At 41.3% G+C, this 14,179-nt stretch carries 11 protein-coding genes; all 11 read right to left on the bottom strand.

Translation table 11 applies throughout. The features are described 5' to 3' along the window. Positions 1–212: 212 nt before the first annotated feature. On the bottom strand, positions 213–1,130 hold the full coding sequence (gene glyQ / locus FGK98_RS03385; protein WP_138100021.1) for a glycine--tRNA ligase subunit alpha: 918 nt from the start codon (positions 1,128–1,130) through the stop codon (positions 213–215). A gap of 35 nt (positions 1,131–1,165) precedes the next feature. Continuing rightward, positions 1,166–1,537, bottom strand: coding sequence for a GFA family protein (locus FGK98_RS03380; protein ID WP_138100020.1), 372 nt, complete (start codon positions 1,535–1,537; stop codon positions 1,166–1,168). Positions 1,538–1,806: 269 nt separating this feature from the next. Then, a complete protein-coding gene (locus tag FGK98_RS03375; protein ID WP_138101026.1) occupies positions 1,807–2,649 on the bottom strand; it encodes an aldo/keto reductase in 843 nt (280 codons plus the stop codon). Between the two features lie 80 nt (positions 2,650–2,729). Next, on the bottom strand, positions 2,730–4,121 hold the full coding sequence (gene pgdA, locus FGK98_RS03370) for a peptidoglycan-N-acetylglucosamine deacetylase PgdA (RefSeq protein WP_138100019.1): 1,392 nt from the start codon (positions 4,119–4,121) through the stop codon (positions 2,730–2,732). 105 nt (positions 4,122–4,226) lie between these two features. Next, a complete protein-coding gene (gene ezrA / locus FGK98_RS03365; RefSeq protein ID WP_138100018.1) occupies positions 4,227–5,954 on the bottom strand; it encodes a septation ring formation regulator EzrA in 1,728 nt (575 codons plus the stop codon). A gap of 80 nt (positions 5,955–6,034) precedes the next feature. Then, complete coding sequence (gene gyrB / locus FGK98_RS03360) at positions 6,035–7,981, bottom strand: DNA topoisomerase (ATP-hydrolyzing) subunit B (protein ID WP_138100017.1); 1,947 nt, start codon at positions 7,979–7,981, stop codon at positions 6,035–6,037. 14 nt (positions 7,982–7,995) lie between these two features. After that, a complete protein-coding gene (locus FGK98_RS03355) occupies positions 7,996–8,559 on the bottom strand; it encodes an HAD-IA family hydrolase (protein ID WP_347233053.1) in 564 nt (187 codons plus the stop codon). 84 nt (positions 8,560–8,643) lie between these two features. After that, a complete protein-coding gene (locus tag FGK98_RS03350) occupies positions 8,644–9,198 on the bottom strand; it encodes a DJ-1 family glyoxalase III (protein WP_138100015.1) in 555 nt (184 codons plus the stop codon). A gap of 10 nt (positions 9,199–9,208) precedes the next feature. Beyond that, the gene (locus tag FGK98_RS03345; RefSeq protein WP_138100014.1) at positions 9,209–10,432 is read right to left on the bottom strand and encodes an FtsW/RodA/SpoVE family cell cycle protein; all 1,224 of its coding nucleotides are present in this window, start codon (positions 10,430–10,432) and stop codon (positions 9,209–9,211) included. Between the two features lie 5 nt (positions 10,433–10,437). Then, positions 10,438–12,927, bottom strand: coding sequence for a bifunctional DnaQ family exonuclease/ATP-dependent helicase (locus FGK98_RS03340; protein ID WP_455164704.1), 2,490 nt, complete (start codon positions 12,925–12,927; stop codon positions 10,438–10,440). A 208-nt stretch (positions 12,928–13,135) separates the two neighbouring features. Continuing rightward, the gene (locus tag FGK98_RS03335) at positions 13,136–13,987 is read right to left on the bottom strand and encodes an NAD(P)H-hydrate dehydratase (protein ID WP_138100012.1); all 852 of its coding nucleotides are present in this window, start codon (positions 13,985–13,987) and stop codon (positions 13,136–13,138) included. Positions 13,988–14,179: the final 192 nt, after the last annotated feature.

The following is a 14,179-nucleotide window of genomic DNA, read 5'->3' as shown; positions in this document are numbered from 1 at the left end:
GTACTGGGGACGTCGCTAACTAACTTTGTGAGTCTGTATGGAAATCTTATACCAAATAAACCAAGATTTCCAACAGTCTCATCAAAGTGGATTTAGCTGACTAATTTTTGAACCTAAAGTTTCAAAAATCCCCACATACCAGTACAGCGGTGCATATCCCTCTAGCAAGTCTTCGACTTGCCTTCAACGATTTTAGAGCATAGTATTACTTACTACTCTCCGTCTTCTGCTAGTAGTTGGGCACGTGTTGCTTCATCCAAAAGTGGGTAACCTAGGCGTTTGCGTTCTGCGACAAAGGTTTTGGCTACGACACGGGCCAAGTTACGAATACGAGCGATATAGCCTGCGCGTTCGGTTACAGAAACAGCTCCACGCGCGTCAAGTAAGTTAAAGGTGTGTGAACATTTGAGAACATAGTCGTAGGCAGGGTGAACCAAGCCTTCTGCTAGTGCACGACCGGCTTCTTTTTCAAACTTATCAAAGTTTTCCAGCAACATTTCTTGGTCCGAAATTTCAAATGAATATTTTGAATGCTCGTACTCAGGCTGGATGAAGATTTCTCCGTATTTTACACCATCAGCCCACTCAATATCATAGACAGAGTCTACTTCTTGGATGTAAGAAGCCAAGCGTTCCAAACCATAAGTAACTTCTGCAGTCACAGGACCAGTTGCCAATCCACCTACTTGTTGGAAATAAGTAAACTGAGTGATTTCCATCCCATCGAGCCAAACTTCCCAACCAAGACCAGCTGAACCAGTTGATGGGTTTTCCCAGTTGTCCTCGACAAAACGAATATCGTGTTCCAAAGGATTAATGCCCAATTTTTCCAAGGATTCTAGGTAAAGCTCTTGGATATTTGATGGAGAAGGCTTCATGACCACTTGGAATTGGTGGTGTTGGTAAAGACGGTTAGGGTTTTCCCCATAACGGCCGTCAGCAGGACGACGTGATGGCTCGACATAAGCCGCATTCCATGGCTCAGGCCCGATGGCACGCAGGAAGGTGTAAGGACTCATTGTACCTGCACCTTTTTCATTGTCATAAGCCTGCATGAGCATACAACCTTGGTCATTCCAAAATTGTTGCAAAGTCAAAATAATTTCTTGAAATGTTAATTTCTTAGACATTGTTTACTCCTTTAATTTATATTATCTTTTTAGATTTATTCATCAAGCAGCCAAGAAAAAGCTGGGTCCTGAAAAATATGACGTTTGGGAACCGTTTGTAAATTCTGATCGCATTCATCTATTGTTCCTAATTTCAAAGCACAGACTTCTGGTATATTTTCTTGAGCAGTGAAAATTTGACTGTGACAGTTCTGGCAGTAATAACGTTGTTTCCCTGGAGATGAACTATAGCTAACCAAATTCTCTTTTCCATACAATACCAGATTTTTGCTGCTAACTTTGGCATTAACTGTGTAGGCCGACGCAGTTGCTTTCCGACAGAATGAGCAATGGCAAAAAACTATTTCCGACAATTCTTCATCTAAAGTGTAGGTGACTGCTTTACATAAACAAGATCCTTTAATCATTATGTTCCTTTCCTCTTGGGTGTTTGACGAAATTCAAAAAGAACCGAATTTTAACACCCAAGCCTTGCGACTAGGGGCGTTGAAACGCGGTTCCACCCTAATTTATTACTTCATTGTTTTTAAAAAATACGACAGAAAGCGCCAGTTTCTTACCTTGTTCTACTTGGCTCCCACTGTCCCAAGCTCGCTTGAAGAACGCCATAAGACTTTCTTTCCTGTTGAATATTATATCAGAAAGGCACGAAATTTACAATTCTTTTTCTTACTTTCTAAAAATCCATCTCATCCACACGTGGTGCACCAGAAGTCACCGAGATTTTCTTCAAGATTTCTCGTTCTTCTTTGCTGAGTTCAATCCCAAAACAGTCAAGATTGCTCTGGATGCGAGAGGCTGTCACTGACTTAGGTAGAGGCAAGAAACCTTCTGCCAAACTCCATGCCAAGGCGACTTGAGCCACTGATTTCCCATGCTTTGCAGCAATTTCTTGGACTTCTTTCTTGTCAAACAACTCTCCTTGCCCAAAAGGTCCCCAGGCCTCTAGGAGAATTCCCTTCTCTCTACAATAGGTAACCACTTCCTCTTGATAAACTCCAGGGGCCAAGCGCACCTGATTGACTGCAGGAATGATTCTTGCTGTCTCAAGCAAGGCATCCAAATGCTTGGGAAGGAAATTACTAACTCCGATAGCACGGATTTTGCCTTCTTGGTAAAGGTCCTCCATCGCTCTCCAGACTTCAGCATTACGAGTTTTCCACGCGTCATTTTCTCTTAGTGGTTTTGGATTTGGCCAATGGATAAGGTACAAATCTAAATAGTCCAATCCCAGTTTTTCCATTGATTGCTCAAAAGCTTGGCGAGCTTCTTCATAGCTGTGATTGCTATTCCAGAGTTTGGTCGTTACAAAGATTTCTTGGCGTGGAATATCGCTATCCCGAATAGCGCGACCAACACTCTCCTCATTTTTGTAGATAGCTGCAGTATCGATATGGCGGTAGCCAGCTTTCAAGGCGTCTAAAACAGCTTGGTAGGCCACTTCTCCATTTTCAGCTTTCCATGTTCCAAATCCTAAAACTGGGATTGAAACTCCGTTATTAAGGGTATAAGCTTTCATCATTTTTCCTTTCTATGTGAAGAAAATCTAAAGAAACAAAGCCAGATTAACAGAACACTTGCTCCTTTAGATTTTAATAATTATTGATCACGGTCATAATACATTTCGTGAGCTTTCAAGCGAGAGTTGAGCATTTCCGGAATCGTCACAAATGTATAACCTTGCTCTTTCAGATATTCTATAATCTTTGGAAGAGCATTAACCGTAGCGCCATGAATATCATGCATAAGAACAATGGATCCATTACGAACTTGATGCTGAATCTCTGTTAAAATGGCTGTCTCATTCTTACTCTTCCAGTCCAAACTATCCACATTCCACATGATAAAGCTCAAGTCCAGACTATTACGGATATCATCTGTAATGGCACCATAAGGCGGGCGCATGAGTTTAGAACTCGAACCTAAGACCTTGGTCAAGGAATCTTCTGTATCCGTAATTTGCTTTTTAGCATCTTCAAGAGTCAATTTTGAAAGAACAGGATGATTCCAGCTATGGTTTCCCACAACATGCCCTTCTGATTTCATTCGTTTCAGAAGATCTTCATTGCCAGCAATATTTTTACCAAGTACAAAGAAGGTCGCCTTTACATTGTACTTAGCCAATGTATCCAAAGCTTGTGTAGTTGTAGCTGGATTTGGTCCATCATCAAAGGTCAAGGCTACAACTTTTTTATTTTTCTGAGCAAAGTAAGCTTGATAGAGTTCAGCATCCTTTTCTAAAAGATAAGAGGACTCCAAGACATCAAAGAAACTGGATATTGGTAGAGCAATTTCCTCCAGAGTCTCCCCTAGGTCAGCAGGATAAAGGATGATTTGACTATCTTTATAATCAAAGCTCCATGACGACAAATCTTGGTCTGTAAAGTTTTTTAGGACCTGATCAATTTTTGTCTGGTCAAGTTTCTTATCTTCTAGAGTTGATTTGATTTGACTCAGTAGGAGTTCCTTAGCCTTGCTTGCATCCTTGAAGAGTTGACTAAGAGTAAAAAGTTTACCATCTTCTGTCAAGTAAACTTTCCCCAAAGAAGTATTTTCTTTTTCTTCAACCTTTCTTGCAGACAAATCGTAGACTTGCTTACTGATATTACGAGCCACAACTCCCTTTAAAACAGGATCCAATTGCTCGGTATAATAAAAGACCAAATCCTCTTTATCTTCCAGCTTTTCTTTAATATCCTGGTTGATTTTTTCCCTAACAGGTGCAATGACTTCCTCCCCTTGAAGAGGGTAGTAGGCAAACACCTCAGCTTGACCTTTTCGGAAATGGTCTTTCTGACTGCCTGCGTTGAACTGTTGGTCTTTTTCGTTTTTTAAGGCTTCAATTTTTTGTTCATAGGATTGTTTCTGCAAAATCTTGTACCCAATCACGCCACCTAGGCAGATCATAGCAAGACTTAAAATACCGACTAAAACAAGTAATACATTTCTCTTTTTATCGTGGGAAACACGCTTCTCTCTATTTTTCTTCATACCTCCATCATATCAAATCAGAACTATAATTTCAATGATAAATCGATATTCTTCTATTTTTGAAAGAAATAATAAAAAGCCTAGATGATCTAAGCTTTTCAGGTATTAGAAGCGAATCGCTTCACGTGTTTTTTCATAAGAAGAAACAAAGCGATTTGTAACTCCTGGCTCTGCAACTTCCAAGGCCTGCGAAATCTTTTCAAATGATGTTTTATAGTCAAAATCTTTCTCAAAAATTTCAAGAGCTTCATTGAAAGCATCTTGGATACGTTCATCAAATGAACGGTAACGGTTTGAGTATTGCAAGAGTTGCTCCGTCAATGTTGCATATTTAACGATGTCATATGTTTCTGTTTCAAGTGCTTCCATATCATTGGTTGCGACTTCAAGAATTCGTTTAACGGATTCAATATTCACTTGTGGTTGCTCTAACTCTGCCATCAAATCCTCTGTGTTGTGACTTGCAGTAAAGAAGAGTTTCAAGAAACTTTGAGGAATACCTGGCAAGTTTCTCTTCTCCATGTATCGTTTAATGGTATGCAAACGATTCACATAAATATTTGCTTTTTGACGAGCATTGAGGTCGTCTTTTTCAATTTTGGCAAGTCGTTCGCTCACAGAGATTTGCTCATCTTCAATATCCTTAAGGTTGCTTTGCAGCATTTCCATCTGTTCTTGAAGAACAGAGAAGGCTTGAGTTGGCTCACCTTGATCCTCTGTTACCTCTAAGATAGCTGTATCAAGTGCTGCCAATTCTGCTTGAAGACGGCGAACATGATTTCCATCACTTTCTGGAAGAAGATAGGTTTTATTTAAGCGTTCAAGATCTTGAACAAGAACTTGGTTGTTTTCTTTCAGGTGATTGAGATAGGTTGGAAGCGTTGAAAGAAGACTTTCAACGACTTTTTGAGCAGCAATTTCACGCGTGAAAATATCGTAGAGCGCATTAATCTCTTCTTGGATTTGTGTATTTTCATACTCCGCATTGTCCAATTCCAACTGGCGGATGTTTTCTTGATTATTTTTCAAGGATTCATGTAAAAGTTGGAAGCGTGACTCAATGTCCGTTTCAGTAAAGTGGAAGTTAGCATCTAAGAGTTTACGGTAGCCTTCCTCCAAATCTTCCAATTGTCCTGGCAGTTCCTTTGTCAAGGTTTCAACAAGAGCTGGAATTCGTTCAACGATATGTGTCAAAGCGAGAATATGATTTTCAGTTGAATCAAGAATTGCTGCAGCTTCAACTGGGTCACCTGAAGAGTTCAATGTTACAAATTGAGAGAATTCCGACTGAATCATTTCCAATTGCTTCTCAATTTCAGGTAGCGCCACACCATACTGTTCTGAATTTTCTGCTACCGTATGTTGCAGACTTTCAAATAAGTCCAAAGCATGCAGAACACGTCCGCTATTCTTAGACTCTTGTTTTTCAAGTTCTGAGAGGGCATTGCGAATAGCTGCAATGTCTTCTTCGATTAAGTCGATTTGGCTCTCAATTTGATCAATTTTGTGTGTTGCCTTAAAGAAACGGAAAGAATTGTTGTAGCTTTCAGCTTCAAACAGGTTATTTTCAATATCAGCAAATGAGTTAAGAGATAAATCGACCCATTTTTGATTCCATTCACGGAAGGTTACCTGACTTTGACCAATCAAGTGCATGTTTTTAACGGCTTCAACCTCATCATTAACTGGGAGGTTGTAGAGTTCTTCTTTTCTTTCTTCGAGGGCCGTCAATCTACTTACATTACGCTTACGTAGGAAGATTGCCGCTACATAAGCCAAAATCAAAATGACTGCAATCGCAACCATTAGATAAATTAGTTGTCCATTAGACATATCAAACTCCTTTTATACTAGAAACAATCGTAATGATTATATCATATTTTTTAAACCAAGGGAACTATTTCCCACAATTTTTAGACGTCAAGTGTACTGTAAACAGCATTTTCTTCGATAAATTCACGACGAGGTTCTACTCGATCCCCCATCAACATATCAAAGATTTTATCAGCTTCTGCTGCATCATCTACTGAAACACGCGCCATCAAGCGATGTTCTGGATCCATGGTGGTTTCCCACAATTGGTGGTCATCCATTTCTCCCAGACCTTTATATCGTTGGATGGTTGGTTTTGAGCGCCCTTCACTATGACGTGCTAAGGCTTCTTGGAGTTTAATTTCTTGATCCGCACCTGGCTGAATGTATTCTTTGATCTCACTTCCAACTTTAACCCCATAAATCGGTGGTTGGGCAATGTAGACATAACCAGCCTCTAGGATTGGTTTCATGTAGCGGTAAATCAGAGTCAGTAAGAGGGTTCGAATGTGGGCTCCATCGACATCGGCATCAGTCATCAAAACGAGTTTTTGGTAACGAGCCTTAGTAACATCAAATTCTGCCCCAAAACCTGTTCCCATGGCAGTGAAAAGGCTCCGAATTTCTTCGTTGGCAAGAATTTTATCCATGCTAGCTTTTTCAACGTTCAAGATCTTACCACGAATTGGTAAGATAGCCTGGAATTCACGGTTACGACCTGATTTAGCTGATCCACCAGCTGAGTCTCCTTCGACGATGAAGAGTTCGGTTTCAGCGGGATTGTTTGAAGAACAGTCTGCTAATTTCCCTGGTAAATTGGAAATTTCCAAGCCTGATTTCTTACGAGTGACTTCACGCGCACGCTTGGCAGCTACACGAGCCTTGGCAGCCAAAATCCCTTTTTCCACGATGCGCTTGGCAATCTGCGGATTCTCCATGAGAAAATCAGAAAAGGCATCGCTAAAAAGACGATTGGTGATCTTAACTACTTCGCTATTTCCCAGTTTGGTCTTGGTTTGTCCTTCAAACTGCGGATTTGGATGCTTGACAGAGATCACTGCAGTCAATCCTTCACGGACATCTTCTCCTGTCAGGTTATCTTCATTGTCTTTTAGCAGTTTATTCTTGCGGGCATAATCATTGATAACACGAGTCAGAGCCGTACGGAAACCTTGCTCATGTGTTCCACCTTCATGGGTATGAATGTTATTGGCGAAACTCATGACATTTTCGTGGTAACCAGTTGTGTACTGCATGGCTACTTCAACTGTGATATCATCCATCTCACCGTCTGTGTAGATTGGCGTATCAAAGATCACATCCTTATTCTCGTTGATATACTCAACGTAGCTAGCAATCCCACCCTCATAATGGTAATGCTTGGTTTGTTCGAGACCTTCACGCTTGTCTGTGATGGAGATTCGAAGTCCTCGATTCAAAAAGGCTAATTCTTGAACACGTTTGTTTAATTTTTCAAAGTCAAAAGTCGTTGTTTCTGTAAAAATCTCTGGGTCGGGTGTGAAGTGAACTGTTGTTCCTGTTTTATCTGTATCTCCAACGACCTCAAGATCAGCAACAACATGACCACGACGGTATTCTTGGTAATGAATTTTGCCATTTTTATGAACATAGACATCTAGTTGCGTTGAAAGAGCGTTTACTACTGATGAACCCACTCCGTGGAGACCACCTGATACCTTATATCCGCCACCGCCGAATTTTCCTCCAGCATGAAGAACCGTAAAGACTGTCTCAACAGCAGGACGTCCCGTCTTTTCTTGAATATCAACAGGAATTCCACGACCGTCATCCACAACAGTAATGGAATCATCTGGTTCGATAAAGACTTGGATGTGACTGGCAAATCCAGCCAAGGCCTCGTCAATAGAGTTATCAACAATTTCCCAGACTAGGTGGTGAAGCCCCTCTTTAGCAGTCGATCCGATATACATACCTGGACGCATACGAACGGCTTCCAGACCTTCTAAAACTTGAATTTGACTGGCATCATAATCCTGTGCCTGTTGGTTTTTGATTTCTTCTGTCATTTTTTTCCTTTTTCTTACATGTCTATTGATCGTCTCAATGTTGCAACATTGTCAAAAAGATAGGCATCTAGGCCTGCAGCTTTACCTGCTTCTACATCAATGTTTCTGTCTCCGATGACCAAACCGGATGTAATATGATATTTATCACGTAAATAAATCATGGACTCAGGATCTGGTTTTCGTTTAAAACCTGAACTGGCAGTCACTACTTCGGTGAAGTAGTTGGCTATTCGAGTCTTAGAAAGAAGTTCCAGAACTTGGTCATTTCGATGAGAAACCAAGAAATGACGTCCACCTTTATCAGAGATGTCTTTGAGTAACTCTGGAATTCCCTCAAACAAAACTGGGTGCTCTAGCTCACGTGCTTCATTTTCTTTGTAGTTCTCTAAAAAATCCTCGATATCTGGGGCAAATTTCTCAATGGCAAAAGCTGTCGAAACCTTCAAGGCTTCGTAAACACGGTCGTGTTCTTGCTCAATTCCATATTGGGCCAAGGTTTCTACAAAAGCAGCTGTAGAAGTCTCGTAATTGTCCAATAGGGTACCACCTAAATCCCATATGTAGTCGTGATATTTCATACCCTTCATTATACCATTTTTTTATGAAAAAAGCGATGATTTCCTAGATTTTTCCAAGTAAAAAACGAGAGTTTACCTCTCGTTTTATTGCTGATTTCCAAAGACATCTCGATAGAGCATGCCAACTCGTAAACTTTCAGCATCTCCTCCCAACTGCTCCACCAATTCATAGGCAAAGGCAAGTGCAGTTGACGGTCCTCGGCTGGTTATTAGATTACCATCCACAACAACTGTTTCCTTTTGGTAAATCCCGTTAGTAATTTGCGCCTGAACACCATCATAACAGGTAAAACGCTTGTCTTTTAAAACACCTGCTTGATGGAGGGCGATTGGGGCTGCACAGATAGCCGAGATCTTCTTTCCCTCTTGGTTAAAGGCTTGAATCTCAGAAATGAGGGCTTGATTATCCCGTAGATTTGCTGATCCAGGCATGCCACCTGGAAGAACGAGCAAGTCATAGTCGGATAAATCACCATCAAAGACACGATCGGCTTTTACCTGAATGTCATGTGATCCTGTCACCTGCTCCTCAAATCCTACCATATCACAAGAAATGTTTGCTCGACGCAAGACATCGACTACTGTCAAGGCTTCGATTTCTTCAAAGCCATTTGCTAAGATAACTGCAACTTTTGCCATAGTGGCCTCCTTATTTGATTTGTTTTAGGACGACTTTCTTTCGTTTGAATGGAACTTTTCCACTTTTCTCTTCTGCTAGATTAGTCTGGTAACTCATAGACAAGAGGAGACCGACACCGATGAGGTTACTAATAATTGCGGAACCCCCTTGAGAAATGAATGGTAAGGGAATCCCTGTCAAAGGAAGTAAGCCTGTCACGGCACCGATATTTTCAAAAATATGGAAGAGCAACATCATGATAAATCCAGTCGAGATGTAGGTGTAGAACTGGTTATTTGATCTGAGCGTAATCTTCAACATCCGATAAATAAGAAGTAAGTATAAAGCAATGACAAAGACTGAACCAATGAAACCAAAATCTTCAGCAATCACTGTGAAAATCATATCACTCTCACGTACTGGAATGAGGAGATTGGACACATTGAACCCTTGTCCAAACAAGCCACCACTTCCAATAGCAATTTGCCCCTGCGCCTGTTGGTAAGTCGTTGTTTGTGCAAAGTCGAAGGGATTGAGCCAAGCCAAAATACGGTTAATCTGGTAGGTCGGCATCCCAATCTGATGCAAGAAAGCACGTCCATCTTTACTGATAAAAATCGCTAAGAAGCCTGCTACTGCAGTCACTCCTGTAGCAAAAACTGGAATGATAATCTTCCACGAAACACCTGAAAGGAGGACCATGCCTGCAAAAATAGCTACGAAGACCAAGGCAGTCCCCAAGTCACTTTGTAGGGCTAGAAGGATCAAGACTGGGATGGTAAAGGCAATCATCCAACCAATCAATAGGAAATCCAAGGGAATAGTTCGTCGCCATTCCTTGTGTTTTTGAGTGAATTGTACAATGACTCGAGCCAATATCAAGATATAGGAAATCTTCATGAACTCAGATGGTTGAAAAAGTGTTGTCCCTCCAATTGACACCCAGTTTTTAGCACCCGTAGAAGCTACTAAACTCGGATTGTAAAAAACAAGGGGGAGAACCATCAAAGCCAAACCTAAGACATAAAGATAGGGAGTCACCTTCCATAAAAACTCGGTATTGAAGAACATGACGACAAAGCCAATGACAAGCCCTAAAGCAATCCAGGCGATTTGTTGACCTAGAATTGGAAGTACATTATTGGGATAGTCATGGCTAACTGCTATATAAATAGCCACTACTCCAATCACCAGTAGACAAAATACTGGTAGAAGAAGACTATAGTCGACTCGAGAGTCGAAGGAACGTTTCATATTTTTTACCTTTTCTCTTTCTTGGATTTTTCTTTCATTCTATTGCGACGGGATTGTAGAAAATCTGCTACTGCAGACCCTAGCTGATCTCTAGCAAGAACCCGAACCGTTCTTTCTTTTGACAAGGTTTGGGCGATTTGTTTGCCATAGCGCTTGCTGACAACACGACTGTCTAAGATTACAGCAACCGAACCTTGGTCAGGCCGTCTAACAGTACGACCTAAGGCTTGTTTTAGCCGAATAATAGCCATCGGCAATTGATAATCATAGAAGGGATTTTTTCCTTCACGACGTAGTTCTTGGTTTAATTTTTTGGTTAAAGGTTCTTGGGGATTTTGGAAAGGCAATCTCGGAATCACTTGGATTACAAATGGATGGGTAGAAAAGTCAACTCCTTCCCAGAAACTACCTGTTCCAAGCAAGATCTGGCGTTCGCCTTTTTCAAAACGTTTTTTCAGTTGGCTTGGTTCCCCATTTTTGTACTGAGCCAGATGAGGTTGGTCTAGCAAGTCTGAAACTGCCAGCAACATTTCTTTTGAGGTAAACAAAACCAATAAGGGTTCTTGAAAGGCTTGTAACCTTCGGATAACAGAGGCCACTTCATTAGCATAGTCAAAAGGTGAAACTTCTGTCACAAGGGGAAAGTCATCGATTAGAAAGACTTCTTGTTGCTCCTGCTTTGCTACATCAAGTCTAACAAGCGGAACACCTGGAAATCCCAATAGATCTGCTAAGGAAACCCGATTGCTGATTTCAAGAGTGGCAGATACTCCTAGAAGTCTACAATCTTCTGGCAATAAGTCTGCTAGTATAAAGCGACCGTTTTTGCTTGAACAAATCAAGACATCCTTGCTCGATTTCTCTGCTGTAGCAAGCCAAAATTCACGGTCCGACGTGAAAAAGTTTGCAATCTCTCTGTACTCTGGGAGACCTAACTCTGAAAAATGTTGGCGCAACTGTTCGAGAGAATCCAACCACTTTCCATTCTTAAGGCCTGACTGGTAGTGCTCTATCAAGTAACGACATTCAAAACCTATACTCTCAAGCAAACGTTTCTGAATCAAATCTTCCTCTGTCTCCAAGGACTTTTCAATTTGAGTAACAAGATCCTCAAGGCGATAAGCCTGCTGGGCTAGATTTTCAAGAGCTAACAGCATTTTTTGAGCTTCATCCAAGATCACCAAACGGTTGTCGACAAACTCTGGATTGTCCTCCAAGCGAGTGACCAGATAGGCATGATTGGTCAAGAGGACGCGACTGGTCTTGGCCTTGTCCTGCCCTCGTTTCCAAAAATCCTCTGTAGCAAATAAACTTTTCTTTGAAAGCTTGCCATCGTGGACTAGTTCAGGTAGAAAGTGCTGATAGCGATAAAGTTGCCCGATTTCGTCCAAGTCACCAGTCTCTGTCTCCGTAAGCCAGATGAGCAGTTGCATTTTAAAGCGTGTGAAAAGGCGATTGGGCTCAGATCGATGGAGAACTCGGTGAAAGGCATCCAGTTTTAAATAATTTTGAGGACCCTTTAGACTATGAATCTCCAGATGGAAAACCTCTTTTAAACGCTGACCTTCTTCTTGCATAATCTGATTTTGAAGAATCTTGGTCGGAACACTCACTAAAATCCCTGCATCACTCTTCAAATTCAAAGCTGGAAGGAGATATCCGTAAGTCTTGCCCAGTCCCGTTTGAGCTTGGATAAAGGAAGTCTGGTGCTCTTCCAATAATTGCTCAACCTTCTCCGCAAATTCCAACTGTTGCGGACGCTCCTCCAGTCCCAATAAGGAAATGTTTTTAGCAAAATCTTCGGATAATTTGCGTGGGGTTAAGGCTTTGCTTTCCTTTTTCAGGAAAAGCCCATGTAGTTCCATCAATTCTGGTGAAGACAGGAGTGATTGTTGCTGATAGACCTCCTCAATCACCAGATAGCTTTCGTAGAGAAGGTTATCTGCAAGATCTAACAAGCTTTCTAAGAGCCCTTTAGGTAGCTCAAAGAGTTTTTGACGCATGTAGAGCAAGAGTTCTGCTGTTGCCTGAGCATCAGACAGGGCAGTATGGGCCTGTTCTAGTTCAATTCCCAACTCTTGACAAAGGATACCTAGGTTATACTTTTCAAACTGAGGATATAGAACTTGGGCTAGCTCAACAGTATCCACCCGCGGTGTACGCAATTCATATCCTTCAAAAAAAAGAAATTCCGCAAGGAGGTTGGCATCAAATTGAACATTATGCGCAACAAAAACACCGTCCTTAACCAATTCAAAAATTTTTCCAGCCACCTGAGAAAACTCTGGTGCCGCAGCCAAACGCTGATCGGTCAGACCTGTTAATTCTTTGATATGAGAATCCAAGGGTTCATGGGGATTGACATCAGTCGCATACTGATCGACAATTTCGCCATTCTCAATCACCACAATGCCTACTTGAATAATTTTTGCCTTGCTTCCGGTGCTGGTCGCCTCTAAATCAACGACCACATACCGATCATTTCTCGCATTCATCATTAAAAATTATATCAAAAAAAGCATGATTTGACACCCCTCAACTTCGATAACAATCTCGCTTCATTTGTGAGTTTAATAAAAAATCAAGACCTTAAAAGTGAGAATTTCTCGCAAGTTCAGCAGTTGGTTGCTGGTTCTAATGTATTTAAAAATCTTACCAGAAAAATAAATCAACTGTAAAAACATAAAAAAGGCAATTAAGATTTCAATTGCCTTTTTGGGATATTTTTTTCATTGTTTTTGGAATTTCACAGCTAATCTGACTTGGTAAAACCACATAGTGTTCTTGAGCTAGTTCTTGGGCAATGGCTGAGTGCAGATGAGTCGCTACCACCACACGTTCATAGAGACTGGCCTGTCGGAATTGGCCTGCAAATCCTGCAATCATCCCAGCCAGTGTATCTCCCATCCCACCAGTTGCTTGATAGGGGCCCCCAACCTGTAATTGATAGTATTCAGGTTTGCCAGCTTGCCAGATACGAGTCGCTGGACCTTTCTCCACCAAAATTGTTCCTTGAGGAAAGGAAGTCAGGGCACTAGCCGTTGCAGCTTCGTTTTGCTTTTCAATCGCAATACCAGACAGTCTTTCCCATTCCTTTTGGTGGGGAGTTAGGATGAGCTGACTAGGAGGTATAGACAAATGAGCTTTTGCTAAGATGCCCAAAGCACCTCCATCTACAATCAAAATCTGATTTTGGCTTAAATTAACAAAGACTTGTTTTACTAGATATTCTCCAAAAGCATCGTCCCGTAAACCAGGCCCCACTAAGACAACTTCTGCCTTCTCCAATTGCTCTTTCAACAATTGCTGGTCTTGAAGAGAAAAGACCATAGCTTCAGGTAAATGGCTGTGCAGAGCTGGGATATTCTCCTTATCCGTCCCGACAGTCACCAAACCAGCCCCACTTTTAACAGCTGCAATGGCTGACATGATAATAGCTCCCCCATAAGGATAGGTCCCTCCCAGTAAGAGCAGACGACCGTAATCTCCCTTATGACTGTGATGAGAACGTTCCACAATGACTTTTTCTAGTAAAGTTTGATCAATCACCTTCATCGTTATTTTCCTCTCTATTCATTATACTATAAAGTCTATACACCTTGCATCTTGAACATAAATCTATTCGTTCATATAGAAAAAGAGGGGACAAAGCCCCTCTACTCTCCTTTCGTCCAAACACGAAAGTAAACGATCCCATTTTTACTAGTAAAGACGGAGAGGCCTAATCGGTCTTCTCCATCTCTTCGA

The organism is Streptococcus australis (genome assembly GCF_901543175.1).
In the GTDB taxonomy this organism is placed as follows: Bacteria; Bacillota; Bacilli; order Lactobacillales; family Streptococcaceae; genus Streptococcus; species Streptococcus australis_A.
This window is presented reverse-complemented; position numbering and strand designations above follow the sequence as displayed.